This is a genomic window from Paraburkholderia graminis (assembly GCF_003330785.1).
GTDB lineage: Bacteria > Pseudomonadota > Gammaproteobacteria > Burkholderiales > Burkholderiaceae > Paraburkholderia > Paraburkholderia graminis.
Genome location: NZ_CP024934.1, coordinates 3,735,895 through 3,754,911 on the forward strand (window position 1 = coordinate 3,735,895; position 19,017 = coordinate 3,754,911).

General features: G+C 63.4%; 17 protein-coding genes. 8 read left to right on the plus strand and 9 right to left on the minus strand.

The features are described from left to right. Positions 1 to 101: 101 nt before the first annotated feature. Together CUJ91_RS16820 and CUJ91_RS16825 are read right to left on the minus strand one after the other, a co-directional pair. A complete protein-coding gene (locus tag CUJ91_RS16820) occupies positions 102 to 2,384 on the minus strand; it encodes an NADP-dependent malic enzyme (RefSeq protein WP_006053045.1) in 2,283 nt (760 codons plus the stop codon). Positions 2,385 to 2,662: 278 nt separating this feature from the next. Beyond that, complete coding sequence (locus tag CUJ91_RS16825) at positions 2,663 to 3,895, minus strand: MFS transporter (RefSeq protein ID WP_114156534.1); 1,233 nt, start codon at positions 3,893 to 3,895, stop codon at positions 2,663 to 2,665. Positions 3,896 to 4,317: 422 nt separating this feature from the next. Here CUJ91_RS16825 and CUJ91_RS16830 point away from each other — a divergent pair, with 422 nt between their 5' ends. After that, positions 4,318 to 5,004, plus strand: coding sequence for an orotate phosphoribosyltransferase (locus CUJ91_RS16830; RefSeq protein ID WP_006053043.1), 687 nt, complete (start codon positions 4,318 to 4,320; stop codon positions 5,002 to 5,004). Between the two features lie 155 nt (positions 5,005 to 5,159). Here CUJ91_RS16830 and CUJ91_RS16835 read toward each other — a convergent pair whose 3' ends face one another. Further along, entirely contained in the window at positions 5,160 to 5,849 is a 690-nt protein-coding gene (locus CUJ91_RS16835; protein ID WP_006053042.1) for a response regulator, read from the minus strand. A gap of 323 nt (positions 5,850 to 6,172) precedes the next feature. On the opposite strand from CUJ91_RS16835, the gene CUJ91_RS16840 reads away from it, so the two are divergent. The 5 genes from CUJ91_RS16840 to CUJ91_RS16860 all read left to right on the plus strand — a co-directional run bounded on the left by CUJ91_RS16840 (position 6,173) and on the right by CUJ91_RS16860 (position 12,293). Continuing rightward, positions 6,173 to 6,775 carry a YbhB/YbcL family Raf kinase inhibitor-like protein gene (locus CUJ91_RS16840; protein ID WP_107710975.1) on the plus strand — a complete coding sequence of 201 codons (603 nt, stop codon included), beginning with the start codon at positions 6,173 to 6,175 and terminating at the stop codon, positions 6,773 to 6,775. Between the two features lie 290 nt (positions 6,776 to 7,065). Beyond that, positions 7,066 to 8,013 carry an N-acetyl-gamma-glutamyl-phosphate reductase gene (gene argC / locus CUJ91_RS16845; protein ID WP_006053040.1) on the plus strand — a complete coding sequence of 316 codons (948 nt, stop codon included), beginning with the start codon at positions 7,066 to 7,068 and terminating at the stop codon, positions 8,011 to 8,013. Positions 8,014 to 8,500: 487 nt separating this feature from the next. Next, entirely contained in the window at positions 8,501 to 9,922 is a 1,422-nt protein-coding gene (locus tag CUJ91_RS16850) for a DUF2957 domain-containing protein (protein ID WP_114156535.1), read from the plus strand. Positions 9,923 to 10,021: 99 nt separating this feature from the next. Next, positions 10,022 to 11,272: a DUF2957 domain-containing protein gene (locus tag CUJ91_RS16855; protein ID WP_114156536.1), complete on the plus strand. Its 1,251-nt coding sequence runs from the start codon at positions 10,022 to 10,024 to the stop codon at positions 11,270 to 11,272. Positions 11,273 to 11,468: 196 nt separating this feature from the next. Next, positions 11,469 to 12,293, plus strand: coding sequence for an OmpW/AlkL family protein (locus CUJ91_RS16860; RefSeq protein ID WP_006053037.1), 825 nt, complete (start codon positions 11,469 to 11,471; stop codon positions 12,291 to 12,293). Positions 12,294 to 12,486: 193 nt separating this feature from the next. Here CUJ91_RS16860 and CUJ91_RS16865 read toward each other — a convergent pair whose 3' ends face one another. Next, entirely contained in the window at positions 12,487 to 13,122 is a 636-nt protein-coding gene (locus CUJ91_RS16865; RefSeq protein ID WP_029970902.1) for a LysE family translocator, read from the minus strand. A gap of 148 nt (positions 13,123 to 13,270) precedes the next feature. Further along, positions 13,271 to 14,140 carry an NAD(P)-dependent oxidoreductase gene (locus CUJ91_RS16870; RefSeq protein WP_114156537.1) on the minus strand — a complete coding sequence of 290 codons (870 nt, stop codon included), beginning with the start codon at positions 14,138 to 14,140 and terminating at the stop codon, positions 13,271 to 13,273. Positions 14,141 to 14,235: 95 nt separating this feature from the next. Between CUJ91_RS16870 and CUJ91_RS16875 the strand changes: the two genes are divergently transcribed. Beyond that, positions 14,236 to 15,069, plus strand: a complete 834-nt coding sequence (locus CUJ91_RS16875) for a Mut7-C RNAse domain-containing protein (protein WP_114156538.1) — start codon at positions 14,236 to 14,238, stop codon at positions 15,067 to 15,069. 80 nt (positions 15,070 to 15,149) lie between these two features. Further along, positions 15,150 to 15,425 carry a hypothetical protein gene (locus tag CUJ91_RS16880; protein ID WP_107710978.1) on the plus strand — a complete coding sequence of 92 codons (276 nt, stop codon included), beginning with the start codon at positions 15,150 to 15,152 and terminating at the stop codon, positions 15,423 to 15,425. A gap of 230 nt (positions 15,426 to 15,655) precedes the next feature. Here CUJ91_RS16880 and CUJ91_RS16885 read toward each other — a convergent pair whose 3' ends face one another. From CUJ91_RS16885 to CUJ91_RS16905, 4 genes are all read right to left on the minus strand, one after another. Then, the gene (locus CUJ91_RS16885; RefSeq protein WP_006052583.1) at positions 15,656 to 15,868 is read right to left on the minus strand and encodes a hypothetical protein; all 213 of its coding nucleotides are present in this window, start codon (positions 15,866 to 15,868) and stop codon (positions 15,656 to 15,658) included. A 222-nt stretch (positions 15,869 to 16,090) separates the two neighbouring features. After that, positions 16,091 to 16,843 (minus strand): IclR family transcriptional regulator domain-containing protein, encoded by a 753-nt coding sequence (locus CUJ91_RS16890; RefSeq protein ID WP_006052582.1) that lies wholly within the window; start codon positions 16,841 to 16,843, stop codon positions 16,091 to 16,093. Positions 16,844 to 17,120: 277 nt separating this feature from the next. Next, positions 17,121 to 17,381, minus strand: a complete 261-nt coding sequence (locus CUJ91_RS16895; RefSeq protein ID WP_053858844.1) for a hypothetical protein — start codon at positions 17,379 to 17,381, stop codon at positions 17,121 to 17,123. 789 nt (positions 17,382 to 18,170) lie between these two features. Further along, positions 18,171 to 18,887 (minus strand): DUF2242 domain-containing protein, encoded by a 717-nt coding sequence (locus tag CUJ91_RS16905; RefSeq protein ID WP_107710087.1) that lies wholly within the window; start codon positions 18,885 to 18,887, stop codon positions 18,171 to 18,173. Positions 18,888 to 19,017: the final 130 nt, after the last annotated feature.

The window sequence follows — 19,017 nt, forward strand, 5'->3', positions numbered from 1 at the left end:
TAACGCCAGGATCACGGCGCACATAAAAAAACGCCACGGAAGCTCATTCCGTGGCGTTTTTTTTCACCCGACGACGCTCGTAGAAACGAGCGCCGCTTCGCTTACTTGCTGTTCACCGACTTGCGCGCGTTCGCCGAAGCCACCGCCGTCATGTTGATGATCCGGCGCACGGTTGCAGCCGGCGTCAGCACATGGACCGGCTTCTCCGCGCCGAGCAGGAACGGCCCGACCGTCACGCCTTCGCCGCCGACCATCTTCAGCAGGTTGTAGGCAATGTTCGCCGCTTCCACGTTCGGCATGATGAGCAGATTGGCTTCGCCCGACAGCGTCGTGCCGGGGAACGCCGCCTTGCGCACGACTTCCGACAGCGCCGCGTCGCCGTGCATTTCACCGTCGATCTCGAGCGTCGGCGCGCGTTCGGCAATCAGCTTGCGAGCCGCGGCCATGCGTTGCGACGACGAAGACGGCGCACTGCCGAAGTTCGAATTCGACAGCAGCGCGACCTTCGGCGTGATGCCGAACTTTTCGATCTCGCGCGAGGCCAGCATGGTCATGTCGGCGAGCTGTTCTGCGGTCGGCGTTTCGTTCACGTACGTATCGCAGATGAACAGGTTGCGGCCCGGCAGCATCAGCAGATTCATTGCTGCAAAGTTAGCGACGTTGTCCGCCTTGCCCAACACTTGCTCGATGAATTTCAGATGCGTGTGGTACTGGCCGATCATGCCGCAGATCATGCCTTCCGCTTCGCCGAGTCGCACGAGGATCGCGCCGATCAGCGTATTGAACTTGCGCATCGCGGCCTTCGCGACGTCCGGCGTGACGCCTTCGCGCGCGCCGAGTTCGTGATACGCCTGCCAGCATTGCTGATAACGCGGATCGTCTTCCGGATCGACTATCTCAAAGTCTTCGCCGCATTTGAGCTTCGAGCCCATCTTCTTCAGGCGCATTTCGATCACCGACGGACGGCCGACCAGAATCGGCTTGGCGATCTTCTCGAGCAGCACGAACTGCGCGGCGCGCAGCACGCGCTCGTCCTCGCCTTCGGCGAACACGATGCGCGCCGGCTCCGACTTCGCCGCCGCGAACACCGGACGCATCACCATGCCCGTGCGATAAACGGTCGTGCCGAGTTCTTCGCGATACGCGTCCATGTCCTTGATCGGACGGGTCGCGACGCCCGAATCCATCGCCGCTTGCGCAACGGCCGGCGCAATCTTGATGATGAGACGCGGATCGAACGGCTTCGGAATCAGATACTCAGGACCGAATTCCAGCGAGTGCCCTTCATACGCCTTCGCGACTTCGTCGCCCTGATCGGTTTCTTCCGCGAGTTCGGCGATCGCGCGCACGCACGCGAGCTTCATTTCTTCCGTGATCGTGGTCGCGCCGACGTCGAGCGCGCCGCGGAAGATGAACGGGAAGCACAGCACGTTGTTGACCTGGTTCGGATAGTCCGAACGGCCAGTCGCGATGATGCAGTCCGGGCGCACTTTCTTCGCTTCTTCCGGACGGATTTCCGGTTCCGGATTCGCGAGCGCGAGAATCAGCGGCTGGGTGCCCATTTCGGTGACCATTTCCGGCTTCAGCACGCCTGCGCTCGAGCAGCCGAGGAACACGTCGGCACCGCGAATCGCGTCAGCCAGCGTGCGCGCCTCGGTATTCGCCGCGTAACGTTCCTTCGACGGATCGAGATTGCCGCGACCCTCGTAAATCACGCCCTTCGAGTCGACCACCAGAATGTTCTGCTTCGCCAGACCCAGGTTGACCAGCAGATCCAGACACGCGATGGCTGCCGCGCCCGCGCCCGAGCAGACGAGCTTCACTTCATCGAGCTTCTTGCCGACCACTTTCAGGCCGTTGAGAATCGCCGCGGACGCGATGATCGCCGTGCCATGCTGGTCGTCGTGGAAGACCGGAATCTTCATGCGCTCGCGCAGCTTCTTCTCGATGTAGAAGCACTCCGGCGCCTTGATGTCTTCCAGGTTGATGCCGCCCAACGTCGGCTCGAGCATCGCAATCGCTTCTACGAGCTTGTCGGGATCGGACTCGGACAGCTCGATGTCGAACACGTCGATACCCGCGAACTTCTTGAAGAGACAGCCCTTGCCTTCCATCACCGGCTTTGCGGCGAGCGGGCCGATGTTGCCGAGGCCGAGCACGGCCGTGCCGTTGGTGATCACGCCGACCAGGTTGCCCCGCGACGTGTATTTCTGCGCGTCGAGCGGCTCCTCGTAGATCGCCATGCAGGCCGCGGCCACGCCCGGCGAGTACGCGAGCGACAAGTCGAGCTGGTTCGACAGCGGCTTGGTCGGTGTGACCGAAATCTTGCCGGGTTTCGGATTCTGGTGATACGCGAGAGCGCTTTGCTTCAGTTGTTCGTCCATTTTTTGCCTGCGAGACGTAAGAAATTTGGGCCGGCACACTGCACCGCTGGCGGCGCTTCCTGCTATCGAATGGATGATCGACCGGGGCGCTGTTCGCTTGCGCCGGTTAGGCGCGGCGTCGGTCCCCGGCGGAGGCGGGACGGTGCGGAGTGCTACGCGGGGTCGGTTAGTGTACACCCCGCGCGAGTCGATACACGGACTGGTTAACGCGGCTCGCCATTGGCGAAACGCCCGCCAGTCATGCTGCAGCGCCGCATCGGCAGACTGCGCGGCGGCGCTCAGTGGAGTTCGGCGCCGCGGCGTTCGGGGATCAGAAAGAGTGTGGCGAGCACGTCGAGCAGATAGATCGACGCGAGAAAAACCAGCGCCGTGCCAAACGAATAATGCGCGGCCAGCGCGCCGACCGCGACGGGCCCAAAGCCGCCAACCGCCCGCCCCACGTTGAACAACACGTTTTGCGCGGTGGCGCGTGCATCGGTGGGATAAAGCTCCGAAATCAGCGCGCCGTAACCGCCGATCATGCCGTTGACGAACACGCCCATCGCCGCGCCACCGATCAGCAGCGCCGTGGGCGTGGTCAGATGCGCATAGACGAAGACCATCGCGACGGCGCCGACCTGGTAGAACAGAAACGCCGGCTTGCGGCCGAAACGGTCCGCGGCGATGCCGAAGAGCCAGATGCCGCATGCCATGCCGACCACAGTGGCCGCAGTCCAGACGCCGGATTTCGTCAGCGAATAGCCGAAGGTTTTCGACAGATAGCTCGGCAGCCAGATCATCAGCCCGTAGTAGCCGAAGTTCTGCACCGAGCAGAGGACCGCCACGCCGAGGCTCGCACGCGCGGTGCGGGCATCGGCGATCAGCAGTTTGAGCGGCAGCTTGCGCATGCCGCGCGCGACGCGCTCGGTGAAGAGCGCCGGTTCCTCGACGCGTCGCCGCACGAAGAACGACACGACAGCGGGCAACAGCCCGAGCGCGAACATGCCGCGCCAGCCGATGACCGGCAACAGCAGCGGCGTCAGCAACGCGGCCGCCAACACACCGAGTTGCCACCCGAGGCCCACATACGACGACACCCGCGCCCGCTGCGCGGCCGGCCACGCTTCGGCCACAAGCGTCATGCCAATGCCGAACTCGCCGCCCAGCCCGATGCCGGCGATCGTCCGGTACACGAGCAGGTCGCCATACCCTTGCGCGAGCGCGCACAGCCCGGTGAAAACCGCGAACACGAGGATGGTCCAGGTGAGCATGCGCACGCGGCCGTAATAGTCGCTCAGCACGCCGAAGATCAGGCCGCCCGCGACCGCGCCGATCAGCGTCCAGGTGACGAGCGAACCGGCTTGCGTCGAACTCAGGTGCAAGTCGGCCGCGATGACCGGCAGCATGAAGCCGAGAATCAGCAGGTCGAAGCCGTCCATGGCATAGCCGAGCGCGGACGCGATCAGCGCTCGCGCGGCGTAGCCGGGTCGGGCGGAGGCGGGCGTGTCGGCGGTGGAGGAAGCGGGCGTCATTAAAAGCAATCCGGGATCGTTGGACGGCGGGCGGCGAGCTGCGGCCGGCGTCGGAGAAATTCGCGTGAGTGTAAAGGCGCCCCAGGTTGCTCACAAGCTAGCCAAAAAGCCTATGCGAAGCGCGACGCGAACGGCGCAACGCTTGTCCGACCAGGCTTCGGCGAACGGTGTTGGAGACCGGGTTGGCCTGCGCCTTGGGCACGCGCCCGGCTCGCCTTTGGCGACTGCAATTGGCCGCCCACGCGCACGCCGGCCTCGTCTGAAGGAGCCGTTTCAGGTAAAATGTCGGCCTACGCGCGCAGCAAAAACCGGCCAGCATCCACTGGCCGGCTGCATATTCCGCCCAGCACGGCGCGGCGTATCCCGCTTGCTGCGCCACCGGGCCCGGCGCCCGCTCCCCCGCTCAATCCAAGGACCCGCCCATGACAGGCTTCGATCGCCAGACGATCTCCGACACCACCGCCAAGATGCTGCTCGAAGTGCAGGCAGTGCACTTCAACGCGGAGAAACCGTACATTTTTACGTCCGGCTGGGCGAGCCCGGTTTATATCGATTGCCGCAAGCTGATTTCCTATCCGCGCGTGCGCCGCGGCCTGATGGAAATGGCTGAAACCACCATTCTCCGCGACGTCGGCTATGAGCAGATCGACGCCGTTGCCGGCGGCGAAACGGCAGGCATTCCGTTCGCGGCATGGCTGTCCGACCGCCTGATGGTGCCGATGCAATACGTGCGCAAGAAGCCGAAGGGCTTTGGCCGCAATGCGCAGATCGAGGGTCTGCTGACCGAAGGTCAGCGGGTGCTGCTGGTGGAAGACCTGACCACCGACAGCCGCAGCAAGATCAACTTCATCAATGCGCTGCGCACGGCCGGCGCGACGGTGAATCACTGCTTCGTGCTGTTCCACTACAACATCTTCAAGGAAAGCGTGTCGGTGCTGAAAGACATCGACGTCGATCTGCACGCGCTCGCGACATGGTGGGACGTGCTGCGCGTCGCCAAGGACAACAAGTACTTCGACACGAAGACGCTCGACGAAGTCGAAAAATTCCTGCACTCGCCGGCTGAATGGTCGGCCGCGCACGGCGGCGCAACGTCGACGCCGCAATAAGCGCGGCGGTAGCGCATAGCATCGCATTACATCGCATCGCGGCAACAGCCGCAGAAGCAGAAGCACAAAGGCCGCCTGTCTTGCGACAGGCGGCCTTTTTCTTTGACGACTTTAACGCGGCTTTTTCTATGCCGCACAAGAAGTGCGGCGCGCGGCTAAACCAGGTCGCCCGTGTCTTCCGCCGAATGCGACGACAGGTTCAGCAAACCATTGCTTTGCGCGTATTGAAACAGCTCCGAATCGCGGTCGATGCCGAGCTTGCGCATCGCCGTATTTTTCTGAGTGCTGATTGTCTTGATGCTGCGGTTCAGTTGCTCGGAAATTTCCTTGATGGTCATTCCCGATACGAACAGGCGCACGACTTCGAGTTCACGCCTCGATAGCATCACTTCGTCGCTCTTGCCGCCGGAATTCATCCGCAGCGCATCGAGCGACGCCTTCACCGACGGACTCAGATATTCGAGGTGCCGGCTGACGTGCTGCACCGCGAGCCCGATGTGGCTCAGGTCGTCGGATTTATTCACGACCGAAGTCACGCCGAGTTCCCGCAGCCGTTGCAGCAACGCGGCGTTCTCGAGCATCGTTAGCACGACGATGGGAAGGTTCGGAAAATTGCGCCGCAGGTAGCCGACCAACGGCAGGCCGTCGCCGTACTGGCCGCCCGGCATGGCGAGGTCTGTGACGAGCACGTCGCACGCAGCGGTTTGCAGGACCTTGATGAGTTCCGTGGACTGCCTCGCTCGCGCGACCACCTGGATGCCGGGGAACTTGAGTAAAGCCTGTTCGGCGCCGAATAGAATAACTGGATGATCGTCAGCGATGACAACCTTGACTACGTCTTGCATTGCCCGTACCTCGACAGGAAAACCCCTCTCCAAAACCTCTGACATGCCTTCTTATTCTTAATGTTCAATTTGACTAATAGGAACACGGGCCACATCGCGTAAACTCTTTCGACTATAGCCGATTTTAGGCTCGCAATCCGCTTACGCGGCATAACAATGATGCGTCATAAACCTAAGCTTAGACTCGATTCGACGTTCAGGTACAAAATAGGGACAATAAACACCGCGAGGCAATTGCCTCGCGTCCTCGCAGCGCCTTGATGCTGCATGGGATCTGAGCAGGCGCCCGGCGCCGACTCCGATCGACACAGGAGAACCGGCACATGCGCTTGCGTTGCCTGGTTGTTTCGCACGCTTCATCGTTTCGCCGCATGCCGCTTGTTGTCTGCGCCACGCTTGGTCTCGCGCTCGGGCTCGCGCATGGCTCGCGCGCCCAGGCCGAGAACGCGTTCTCGCTCACGAGCGCGAGCTTCCGCGCGGGCGGCACAGTGAATTCCCCGCAAGTCTTCGATCAGGACGACTGCAAGGGCGGCAATCGCTCGCCGCAACTGACCTGGCGCGACGCGCCGCCCGGAACGCGCAGTTTCGCAATCACTCTGTTCGATCCCGATGCGCCCGGCCGCGGCTGGTGGCATTGGGCCGTGGCGGGCATTCCGGCGAGCGTCGCAAGCCTGCCCGAGAACGCGAGCGCGTCGGGTTTCCTGAGACGGCTCGGCGCGGTGGAAGCCCGCAACGACTTCGACATCGACGGTTATGGCGGTCCTTGTCCGCCGCCCGGCAAACCGCATCGCTACGTGATCACCGTGTATGCGCTGAACACCGCCGACCTGCGCCTCGCGCAAGGCCGCCCGGCGCTGATGTTCGATCACGAGATCGGCACGGCGGCGCTCGGCAGCGCGAGGATGGTGGTGAATTACGGGCGCTAACGCGGCGCGCTTGCCGGCGCGCGCGGTGTTGCGCCTGAAAAGCCGGCTTGATTGCCGTGATATCGCGCTTTGGCGGGCCGCCCCGCGCCCGCCGCCCTGCGCCCGGATCGCAGTGAAGTCCGACAAGTCACGCGGCTGTCACTTCGCGCGGGCATCGTGGTTTTTCCGCCGTTTTTCGCGCCGTTTCCCCCCGCTTGCGCACGCGCATGGCGATGAGGTCTTAAAATGGTGTTTTCGCGCGGCGTCGCGCGCTGTTTCCAAGCTGTAACCAGATAGCCAGTGAGATCGAGATGAGCACGAAAGTTTTTGTCGACGGACAGGAAGGCACGACCGGCCTGAAGATTTTCGAATACCTGTCGCAGCGCGCCGACGTGGAGATCCTGCGTATCGACGAAGCGAAGCGCAAGGATATCGAGGAGCGCCGCCGTCTCATCAACGCGTCGGACGTCACGTTCCTGTGCCTGCCCGACGTGGCATCGCGCGAGTCGGCAGCGCTCGTTGCGAACGAGCGCACGGTGCTGATCGACGCGAGCACCGCGTTTCGCACGTCGGCCGACTGGGCTTATGGCCTGCCCGAACTCGCTCGCTCGCAGCGCGAACGCCTGCGCACCGCCAAGCGCATCGCCGTGCCGGGCTGTCACGCGTCGGCTTTCGTGCTGGCCATGCGCCCGCTCGTGGAAAGCGGCGTGGTCGCGCCCGAGTTCGAAGCTCATGCTTATTCGATCACCGGTTACAGCGGCGGCGGCAAAAAAATGATCGCCGACTACGAAGCCGGCGGTAACGACAAGCTCAAGAGCCCGCGTCCGTACGCGCTGGCTCTCACGCACAAGCATCTGCCGGAAATGGCGGCGCATACGGGGCTGAAGTCGTCACCGGTCTTCACGCCGATCGTCGGCGGCTTTTACAAGGGCCTCGCGGTCACCACGTACTTCTCGCCGCGCCAGTTGGCGCGGAAAACGACGCCGCAAGAAGTGCAGGCGCTGCTCGCGGAGTACTACGCAGGCGAAGCGTTCGTGCGCGTCGCGCCGTTCGACTCGGAGGCGAATCTGGACAGCGGCTTCTTCGACGTGCAGGCGAACAACGACACGAATCGCGTCGATCTGTTCGTGTTCGGCACGCCGGAGCGCTTCGTCACCGTCGCGCGGCTCGACAACCTGGGTAAAGGCGCTTCGGGCGCGGCGATCCAGTGTATGAATCTGGCAATCGGCGCCCCCGAGGAAAGCGGTTTGAAACGATAACGAAAGTTAAAATATCGCGGCAATTGTCCGTTTGTCAGCATTGCGAAAGCCGGTCTACAAGACCGGCTTTTTGTTTTAAACCCGCCGCCGCGACTTTCTTTAAAGATTAATCGGTAGTAGCCCGCATTACTTAAAAAATCAAAACGAGGCTACCTGCAATTTTTCAGGTAACTCTTCCCGTCGACGACCCGATCAGCATAGTTTTCCGCCTGGGGAAACTCCGGATTTTTTATCGAACGGTCGTTCGAAGATGATGGAGCCTTTTTGCTCCAACGCTTACCTGGCAAGGGCGTGCGGCGAAACAACGGTACAGCCGCTTTGCCGCGAATTCGCATTTTTGTTTAAAAGGGCCGCTTGCGCCCACGCACTGTGCGCATGCCCGAAATGCCGCTGTTTGAATCGACCTTTTTAGACGGCTCATTCAATTGACAGGCATTAATCGCGCGGCGAAATTAGCTCGCACAAATACATGAAGGGAGACAGCAGCATGGCGGACGCCATTATTCGAGGCTTGGCAATGGCTATTGCCACGACTCCTTTTCTTATTGCTTGCGGCGGCGGCAAATCCGATAATCCCGGCCCGATCGACGCGCCGCAATGCTCGGGTTCGAGCTGCGGCGTTCAAGGTCCGCCCGCCTCGAGCGGCACGGCGGCCGCGCTGTGTCCGGCCACCGCCGATATCGTCAAAAGCACGTTCCTCGGCGGCGCCGGCAGCGGCGAAGTGGTCCAGTTGAACATCGACGCGACGGCGATGACCTACACGCTGAAGTGGCTCGAATCGCCGATCCCGCTGCGCACCGGCACCGTCACGCCGACACGCGCGGGCACGCAGATAGCGGGCGCGGTGATCCATCCGCCGGCGGGCACGCTGCCGACCGCCGAGCAAACGCGCTGCGCGTTCATACTCGGCGCCGGCACCGGCACGGCGGCCGGCGACGGCCAGCCCTACACCACATCGGACTTCGCCAACAACCCGAATCCGCCGATGATCCTCGTCGGCCAGGGCGTCGCGGGCGGCGGCATTCCTGGCGCGACGATCCAGTTCGACGGGCTGTCGATCCCGCTCATCGGTTCGGGCATCGGCGCGGTGCCCAATCGCCATTTCGACTTCTATCCGTTCCTCGGCTTCGCCAGCACCACCACGGACATCACAAAGCTGCCGGGCACCTACAACGGTCTGCTGTACCACCTCGCGCCGTCCGGCAATTACGCGACGGTCGCGACGAACACTGTCGAAACCTTCGACGCGAGCGGCACCTGCACGAGCAGCAACACCGCGAACCCGGACTACTCGCCGAACGCGGGCGGCTGCCTGTCCACCGGCAATCCGTGGACGCTCAACAGCAACGGCTACTTCGACAGCCAGCAGGCGGCGCAGATCGTCCCGCAGTTCCGGCTTCCGCTGATCGGCGCGACGGGCAAGTCCGGCACCGCGCACATGATCCTCGGCCAGATCAACGGCGCGACCGTGCCGCTCGTGGTGCGCACGGGCTACATCAACCTGGGCACCGCGCCGCTTCATCTCGACGCGAAAGTCGACGACGAGTCCGGCATCGCCATGCTCGCCGCGGCGACGCCGCTTGCGTCGGGCGGCTTCGACGGCGGCTACGTGGGCGCGGATTCCAACTTCAAGTACACCGCGACCCTGATCCAGGGCGGCGTCGGCACGTTTATCAATCCGACGACGTCGGCGGCCGAAAGCGGTTTCGGCCTCGGCTACGGGCTCGCGAGCCCCGGCCTGGTCGGCGTGCAGGACACGAAAGGCAAGACGGGCTTTGCGATCGCGTCGGGCGGCCTGTACGCGATCGCGATCCAGGGCACGCAGAACGACGGCATCACGCCGACATCGGCCAATTCGGACACACCGAGCACGCCGTACTTCGGCATCGGAGCACAAATCAGCAAGTAGCCGATGAAGCAAACGTAGTCCGCGGTGAGAGACATAAAAGAGCAAGCGGTGGCTGGACTGGGAGCCGGCCATCTACAACGAAAAAATTCTGGAGGCGGTATGAAATGGAGATTCCTGTCGGTGCTCGCAGTCGCGGCACCGTTTCTGACGGCATGCGGCGGCGGAGGTGGCGGCAATGGCGACGGTCCGGTGACGCAGGTTCGGCTGTGTCCCGCGACGCTGGACTACAACACGGTCTACACGGGCGGCGGCGGTGACGGCGAACTCGTCAAGCTGCAACTCGATACGACGAAGATGACGTGGCAGGTCACCTATGTCGAATCTCCGATTCCGGCGACCACCGGCACGGTCGTGCCGACGCGCGCGGGTCAGACCGCGAGCGGCACGCTGACCCAGGAAACGCTGCTGCCGACCACCAAGCTCAACCAGTGCGCGTTCCGCCTGAACGGCGCGAGCCTCGACCCGAACCGCCCGGCGCGGATTTTTGTCGGCGAAGGCGTGGCGGGCGGCACGATTCCGGGCGCGGAAATCTCGTTCGGCGGGATTCTCGGCGTGGGCGCGGTGCCGGACACCAAGTTCCCGTATTACCCGTTCATCGGCTTCTCGTCGATTGAAACGGATCTGGCGAAGGTGGCCGGCACGTACAACCAGCTCGGCTATCACCAGGTGCCGTCGCAGAATTTCGCGCCGGTCGCGGTGGACACCAAGATAACGATCAATGCGGACGGCACGTGGACCGAGTGCGACAACTCGGGCGTGAACGCGGGCAAATGCCTGCAGCCAGGCAGCAACTTCACGCAGGCGGCGGACGGCAGCGGCGCGTTCCAGACCAATAACTTCCAGGGACAGGCGAAGCCCACGCTCGCCACGACGCCGGAAGGGCGCGGCTACATGATCGTCGGCAAGCTGCGCAACCAGTTGGTGCCGATTCTGGTGCGCGCCGGCGCGGCGAATTCGTCGGTGACCGTGCCGCAAAACGGCGCGCTCGGCCCGTACGCGGACGACGAATCCGGCATCTCGATTCTGTCGCCGCAAACCTCGGTGGCGGTCAACTCGCAGAACGGCGAGTACATCGGCGTGGATAGCCAGTTCGACTATCGCACCACCGCGCTCGCAGGCACGCAGGCGACGCTGCTCGATCCGTTCAACCCGTCGCAGGCTTCGCTTGCGACCGCGCTGAACCTCGACTTCACGCAAGCCGTGCCGGGCGTGGTCACGACGACGCACGTCAATGCATCCACCGGCAATACGCCGACCGGAAAGATGATTTTCACGGGCGGTGTGTTCGGCTACCTGGATCTGTCGAACGCGGCCTCGCCGTACTTCACGATCGGCGCCTTCGTCCAGTAACGGGCGTATGGCGCGCCGTCAGCGCGCCTCGACGGGTTCGCGCCCCGGCTGCCGAACGCGCCTTGCAGCGCGGTGGCCGGCGCAACGGCTCTCGTGCGCGCCGGCCTCGCGGCCTACCCGCAAACGCGCGCAAACGCGCGCCAACGCTCGCCCCGCTCGCCTTGCGCCCGACGAGCGCCCAAGGAGGAACAACAACATGAAAAGAATCTGTCTCGCGATTCTGGCCGCATGCCTGTCGGTCAGCGCTCATGCACAGCATGCCGGCGACAACGTCGCCGTACTCGGCTGGTTCCACGTCATGCCGAAAGATTCGAGCACGCCGCTGACGACCAACGTCGCGCCGACGCCGATCAACACGCCGCTGCGCCTGCCGAACTCGTTCACATCGGCGGGCACGAGTCTGTCGACGAACACGGCCAACACGGTCGGCCTCGTATTCAGCCATTACCTGACCGATCACATTGCCGTGACGACCGTAGCCGGCGTGCCGCCCGTGTTCAAGATCTACGGGCACGGCACGATCAAGCCGCCGGGGCCGGCGGGCGCGCTCGGCCAGCAGGACATTGGCGATCCGCAAGCGAATCCGATCGTGAAAAGCGTGCGCCAGTGGAGCCCGGCGCTGCTCTTTCAGTACTACTTCAATGCACCGACGGCGAAGTTCAGGCCGTTTGTAGGCGTCGGCGTGTCGTACAACTGGTTTTCCGACATTCAGCTCAGCCAGAACTTCGTTCAATCGACGCAGGAGAACCTCGGCGCCATCCTCGCCGCGGGCGCGGGCAAGCCGGGCAAGACGCAGGTATCGGCGAAGGCTTCGTCGTCGTGGGCGCCGGTGTTCAACGCCGGGCTCGCGTACAACATCACGGACCACTGGGGTCTCGTGGCCTCGGTGACCTACATTCCGTTGAAGACGACATCGTCGGTCATCATCAAGGCGGCGGACGGCACGGAGCTCGGTGTGTCGAGGGCCGAATTGAAAGCGGACCCGCTCATTTCCTTCCTCGCGGTTTCGTACAAGTTCTGACGAGGCCGGAGTTTTGGGCAAAAAAAAGCCCGCCTAAGTGGGCGGGCTGAATCCATATCAGAGGAGACATGGAGGAGACAAGACGAACTATAGCAAATGGTTTGGTGCGACGCAACATGAAAATCAGGGTTCTCCCCTCTTGTTGCACTTTCGCCACATGTGCTTGCGACCGGCGCGGCGCAAACGCCGCGCTTCAGTGCCGGACCAGCGCCATCATCGCGCCAAAGCCGACGAAGACGCCGCCCGTCAGCCGATTGAACACTCGCGCGACGCTGCGGCTCTTCAGCCGGTTGCCGATGCGCGTGCCGAATCCCGCGTACACGAAATACCAACTCACCTCGATCACGGCGAACGTGGCGACCAGAATGCCGAACTGCGGCAGCTTGGGCAGCGAGGCTTCGATGAATTGCGGCAGCAGCGCGGCGGCAAACAGAATCGCCTTCGGATTGCTGCCCGCCACCAGAAAGCCGTTGCGAAACAGCGCGAGGCGCGAGCGTGCGGGCTTCGCGGCCAGTTCGTCGGCAGCGGACGCGGCGGCTTCGTCAGCGGGCGCGCGCCATGCCTTGATGCCGAGATACACGAGATAAGCCGCGCCGATCAAACGCAGCGCATCGAAGAGGGTCGGCCACGCTTCGAGAAAAACGCCGAGCCCCGCCGCCGACACCGCCAGCATCAGCACCAGCGCCGACAGGCAGCCTGCCATCGTCGCGCCCGTGCGACGCAGGCCGTGCCGCGCACCGTCGGTCATGACGAGCAGCATGTTCGGGCCGGGAATGGCGCACACGACAAAAACTGTGGCGACGAAAAGCCACCAAGTATGCAGACTCATGATGTTTCCGCTGGTTGGGGATTGGAGGGAGATTATCGCTTGAAGGGGGATTTTCTGTTGGCGGGGGGTTTGGCGGATGGGGTGGTTGCCGCGGTCGCCCGCGACATAGGCGGCCGGTAAGCCGCCAGCCGCCCGTCAGCCCATCAAATCAGCGCCCGGCCCGCCGCGCCGCCACTTGCCCTAGCACCGCGAAATCCTTCTCACCGTCGCCATGCGCGACCGCTTCGATCAGACTGTCGCGGACGACGCTCGCAATCGGCAGCGGCGTCGTGACGGCGTCGGCGGCGGCCAGTGCGAGACGCAAGTCCTTCAGTCCCAAACGCGCCTTGAAGAGCGCCGGCTCGTAGCTGTTTTCCGCGATCATCTTGCCGTAGCCGGCATAGACCGGTCCCGGAAAAATGCCGCTCGTAATCACGTCGAGGAAATCCTGAATCGCGAGGCCATGTCCGGACACGAGCGCAGCGGCTTCGCCGAGCGTCTCGACGGCCGCGCCGAGCATGAAGTTCGCGGCCAGCTTGATCACGTTCGCCTGTTGCGGCAGCGAGCCGATGCGCCAGGTTTTCTGACCGATCGCGTCGAACACCGGCTGCACGCGGTCGATTGCCTCAGCCGGCCCGCCCGCCACAATCGTCAGCTTGCCCGCGACGGCCACATCGGGCCGGCCGAGCACCGGAGCGGCGACGTAATCGACACCGCGCGATGCGTGCGCGGTCGCGAGTTCCTCGGCGAGCGCAACGGAAATCGTCGCCATGTTGACGTGAATCAGCCCGCGCGGCGCATGCTCGAGCAACGACGCCGTCACGACTTCGCGCAGCGCGGCATCGTCGGCGAGCATCGAGAACACGGCGTCGCCGGCAAACGCTTCGGCCGGCGTGGCGACGATCCGTGCGCCTGCATCGGCGAGCGCTTGCGCGCGTTCCGGCGAGCGGTTCCACACGCGCACCTGGTGCCCCGCTTTCAGAATGTTTGCAACCATCGCGGCGCCCATCTCGCCGAGACCGATAAAACCGATGTCCATCTGTGGCTCCGTCTTCTAAAGATGTGGAAGTAAAGCACAGCCACGCGACAGATGCAGGAAAAGCACGCAACGGCGCGCGGTGCGATACTTCGACGATGGTCACCGCGACTTTCCGCTTCTACGAGGAGCTGAACGATTTTCTCGCCCGGCCGCTGCGCCGGCGCGCGTTCGCCTACGCATGCGCGCGCGACGCGACCACGAAGCACGCGATCGAATCGCTCGGCGTGCCGCATACCGAAGTCGAACTGATCCTGGTGAATGGCGAGTCCGTCGGTTTCAATCACCCGCTCGCGGACGGCGACCGCGTCGCCGTCTATCCGAAGTTCGAAGCGCTCGACATCCGTCCGCTGCTGCGCGTGCGCGAACGGCCGCTGCGCGTGGTTCGCTTCATCGCCGATGCGCATCTTGGCGGGCTCGCGCCGCTGCTGCGCCTGGCCGGCTTCGACACGCTCTACGACAACAACTTTCCCGACGCCCGCATCGAGGCGCTCGCCGCCGCCGAAGACCGCATCGTCCTCACCCGCGACCGCGAGCTGTTGAAACGCCGCACCATCACGCACGGCTGCTATATCCGCACGCTCAGGCCGCGCGAGCAATTGCGCGAAGTGTTCGAACGGCTCGATCTCGCGGGCAGCGCGCAGCCGTTCCGACTATGCCTGATGTGCAACGCGCCGCTAAGGCGCATCCCGCGCGATGAAGTCGGCGACCGCGCGCCCGACGGCGTATTGGAGCGGCATAACCAGTTTGTCACCTGCGACGTGTGCCGTCGCGTGTTCTGGGAAGGCACGCACTGGCAACGAATGCGCGCGCTGATGGACAGCGTGGCGGCGACGCCGGCTCAATCGGAAGCTCCCAACGGTCGCGACGCGTCCGACGCTCGCGATGCGTCCGACGCTCGCGATGCAAGCGCGCCCGGCGTCGTGCCGTGAGACGCATAGGCCGTTCGTTCGCGCGGCGCCACGCACGGTGCGTACAATGCGGGATTACTTATCTGGCAGAGGCCTGACGTATGGCGATGAAAAAGACCGACCTTGAAAAAAACAAGGCACTCAAGCTCAACAACGCAATGAAGCAGTCCACCGCCGAGCGCTTCGGCAAAGCCGCCGCGGCGCCGGCACTCGATCGCCGCGAGCAGCGCAAGCTGGATCAGGCGCAGGGCCTCGTTCCGTTCGCGTGCAAGCTGAATAGCGATCTGGTCGCCGAATTGAAGGAGCGCGCCGCCGAGCATCCGGAAGGCATGACGGGACTGCTGAGCGAAGTGATCAAGCGCGGGCTCGCGGGCTAAGTGCCGCGGAGGCGGGCGCGGCATGCGCGCCTGCTTTAAGACGTGGGTTGACGACGTTTTGCGTTGGAAACGGCGCCGCCCGCTCCCGAAACCGATCCCCGAATACAAAAAGGCCAGAGCACGAGCTCTGGCCTTTTTGCTTGGCGACTGCATTCAATCCGGCTGACGAGCGCCGCATTAGCGGCGCGTACAACGAACGAAGCAGCGCTGCCTGGCGAACGGGCGCCTGCTTAGTTCTGTGTGCCCTTGTCGTTCGTGCCGGCTGCCGATGCCGCTGCAGCGACCGGAGCGCGCTTGCCGTGCGACTTCAGCTTCTTGACGTGGTGCTTCTTCGGTGCGCTAGCTGCAGCGGCCGGAGCGGCTGCGTCCGATGCTTGTGCGAAAGCTTGAACCGAGACCAGCGCGATCGATGCAGCTGCGAGCGAGACGATAACTTTTTTCATGTGTTGTTCCCCAAACCTAACGACTGAGTCAGTGTGAATGAAATAGCTGCACGGTGAAGCACACAGGGCTCAGGCGCCCTGCCGCTCCCCGCGGGAGAGTATTACCTGGCGTAGGGAGTTTGTCATGCGCAAAACCCGATATGTATTTTCCTGGAGACAGCTCGCTTTCGAGACGCTTTCACCCATAAGCGCGCGATACCAGGGAGATTCCCTGGCCCGCCGTCAGACGAGGTTGCGCAGCAGGCTCGCGGTCTCGAGCAACGTCGGCAGAACGCGGTGCAGCGCGGCGTTCGCCGATTCTTCGCCGATCGGCATGCTCACGCTGATCGCCGCGACGACCGTGCCGTGCCGGTCGCGCAAGGGCACCGCGACGCCGCGCACGCCGAGCTCGAGTTGCTGATCAGTGACCACGTAGCCGTTGCGCCGGATTTCGCCGAGCACTTCGCGCAGCCGTTCGATGGTGGCATACGTGTGCGGCGTGAACACCTTGATCGGATACGACGCGAGCCATTGCTCGATGCTCTCGGGCGCCTGAAACGCCAGCAACACCAATCCCGCCGACGACAAAGGCGCCGGCGCGCGCGAGCCGAGCACGAAGCCGACCGCCATCGCCCGATTCACGCCGTTGCGGGCGACGTAAACCACGTCGTGTTCGTCGAGAATCGCGACCAGCGCCGTTTCCTGAAGCGTCGCCGTGATCCGTTGCAGGAAGGGCTGGACCGTGCGCGGCAAGCGTGCGGAGTCGAGATACGACTGCCCGAGCCGCAGCACACGCGGCGCGAGCCAGAACAGCTTGCCGTCTGTGTCGACGTAGCCGAGTTCGCGCAGCGTCAGCAGATAGCGGCGCGCCGCCGTGCGCGACAAGCCGGCGCGGCCGGCTACTGCCGTGGGCGTCATGCGCGCGTGCTCTTCGTCGAATGCCTCGATGATCGCCAATGCCTTCGCGGCGCCGGCGATCCAGTCTTTGTCGTCCATCGGTTGCCTGAGATTTTCGCCCGCTAATGTGGCGATGCGACCGTCGCCATGCCGCCAGCGTCGGCCGCGCGAAATACGGGGCATGCGGCGGATGACCGAATGCAGTTGATTGCGCGCAATTGTGCCCGAAGCGGTGGCGTGTTCGCGCGATTATCGCGCGAGGGGACGGTGACCTGTCACGCGGTGCGTCGGGTTGTAGTGGGGCGAATCGGTGTGCGTTTTAACTTAAGCGCGCGCAAGCGGAAGCGGTACGACCGAGTGCCGCAGCGACGACCGCTCAAGCGGCTCGCGGATGCGTATAGAGGTGCGGGGAGTCGGCCGTCGGCGGAAAAACGCACCAGCAGCCGTCGTCGTGGCGAAAGAAGAAGAGTCCGCGCGAGCCGGTAGCGGCGTCAGCCGCGGAAGTCTCGACGCGCACATAGCGTCGGCCGCCGACGCGCGTGCGGCTGAATTCGGTGACGTGGACCGCCGCCGAAGGCGCCGGCGCGAGCCATTTATCGACGAGGAAACGCAACGACTGTTCGCTCGCGGCTCTCATGATCCGCTCCTCGCCGGCTTGTTTTCCGGGGCTTCGCGGGTGGTGTCGGTATCGTCGCTGGATTGACTGTCGCGCGAGGCTTCGTCCCGCTCGACCGATGCAAGCGCCATATCCCGGTTCGTCGCCGCCGCCCGCAGCGTGCTGCAATGGGTAGCATGTCTGATATCCGAGAGAAGACGGACCAACTGTCGTGCTGTTCTGCGCTTCATTCCACACCCCCGCACCGCACCAATAACTTCAGAAAACACTTTAACTCTATGCCTCGATCGGGCATTGCCAAAGCTTTTTGACGAAATAGCAACACTCACGCTTGCAAAAAAGAGAGTCGCAAGTTTCGTACCGCCACGTTCAATGTGCGCTTCGCGCTGTAAGCGGTCTGTACGCTCGCGAGCAAACGGCAGACGAAAGACAACCGCGCGCCGAACGCGGCGCTAACTACGAGTTATCCACACGAGCCTTTGCATAACCTCGGGACAGTGCATGGAACAGGCTGTGCGCGAAATCTTGATAAGACCGACTTCGCTGCCGGCCGCGCCGAACTTATCCCGGCTTCGTAGTTTTTCTACAGAGTCGTCCCGCAGGGTTATCGAATTCCCATTACCTTGATGTAACGGAAGAATCAGCGGTTATCCACAGAGCGGGCTAACCCTTGTTAACTACTACTACGTATGTATACGAAGGAAGTAAACGACATAGGAGAACTGCCGCTGCGCGCCGCTTTTGCAAGCGAAGCGCGCTGCGTTCAGCGGCGAGGCAGTGGTGAGGAGTCAGTGAAGAATCAATGAAGAGTTAGCGAAGCGTGCCGGCTTCGCTCGCCGGTTGGACGGAGGCGGCCTTGCCGATCAGCTCCGGCGTATCGGACGCTGGCGCGGACATCGGCGCAGACATCGACGCAGATGCGGGCGGCGCTGCCTCGACCGGCATCGGCAACAGATGCGTTTCGATGCGGTCGTTGACCACCGGCTGGGTGCGCACGACCGTCTGCAGATAATGATCGACGAGGCCAAAGAAACGGTCGTAGAACTTGCCGGACGGAATGGTCTCGCTGGAAATCTTCACCATGGCGTCGCTGTTCGAGCGGATCGGCAGCGACAGCGACCCGAGCACGCTCAAGCCAACGCTCGCCGACGTATCGCTCTTCTTCAACGCGAAGCCGTTCTGCACCGCGTTCACGTAGACGATGCTCGTACTGCTCGCCTCCTCGCCCGGCGTGCACACAACGTGAAATTCGACGACAACATGCGTATCGCCGGACGGCTGAAAGTTCTTGGTGCCGTCGACGGTATCGTTGCGCGTCATCGTCGTCAGATAGCCCTGGCTCAGCAGCGCGCGGCGCGCCGCTTCGCAGGTGTCGGTCACGCTCGAATTGAAATTGCGTGCGTAGGGGCTCGCGCCGGTTTCGAACAACTCCTGCTGGAATTTCGGCGTGGGCGCGCTGCTGCAAGCGGCGAGCAGCATCAGGCCGCACAGCGAGGCCACGGTGGTTTTGAAAAGCGAGGTGGACATGGTCAATCTAAAAAGCGCTGCGTACATGCGGACGAGCCGCGAGGGAAATGCATTGTAGAGCGGTTGACGCTTGTGCGTAAAAAGCGTGCAACGAAGCCGACGGTGCGCGAGTGGCGGCCGTCTGTCGGTG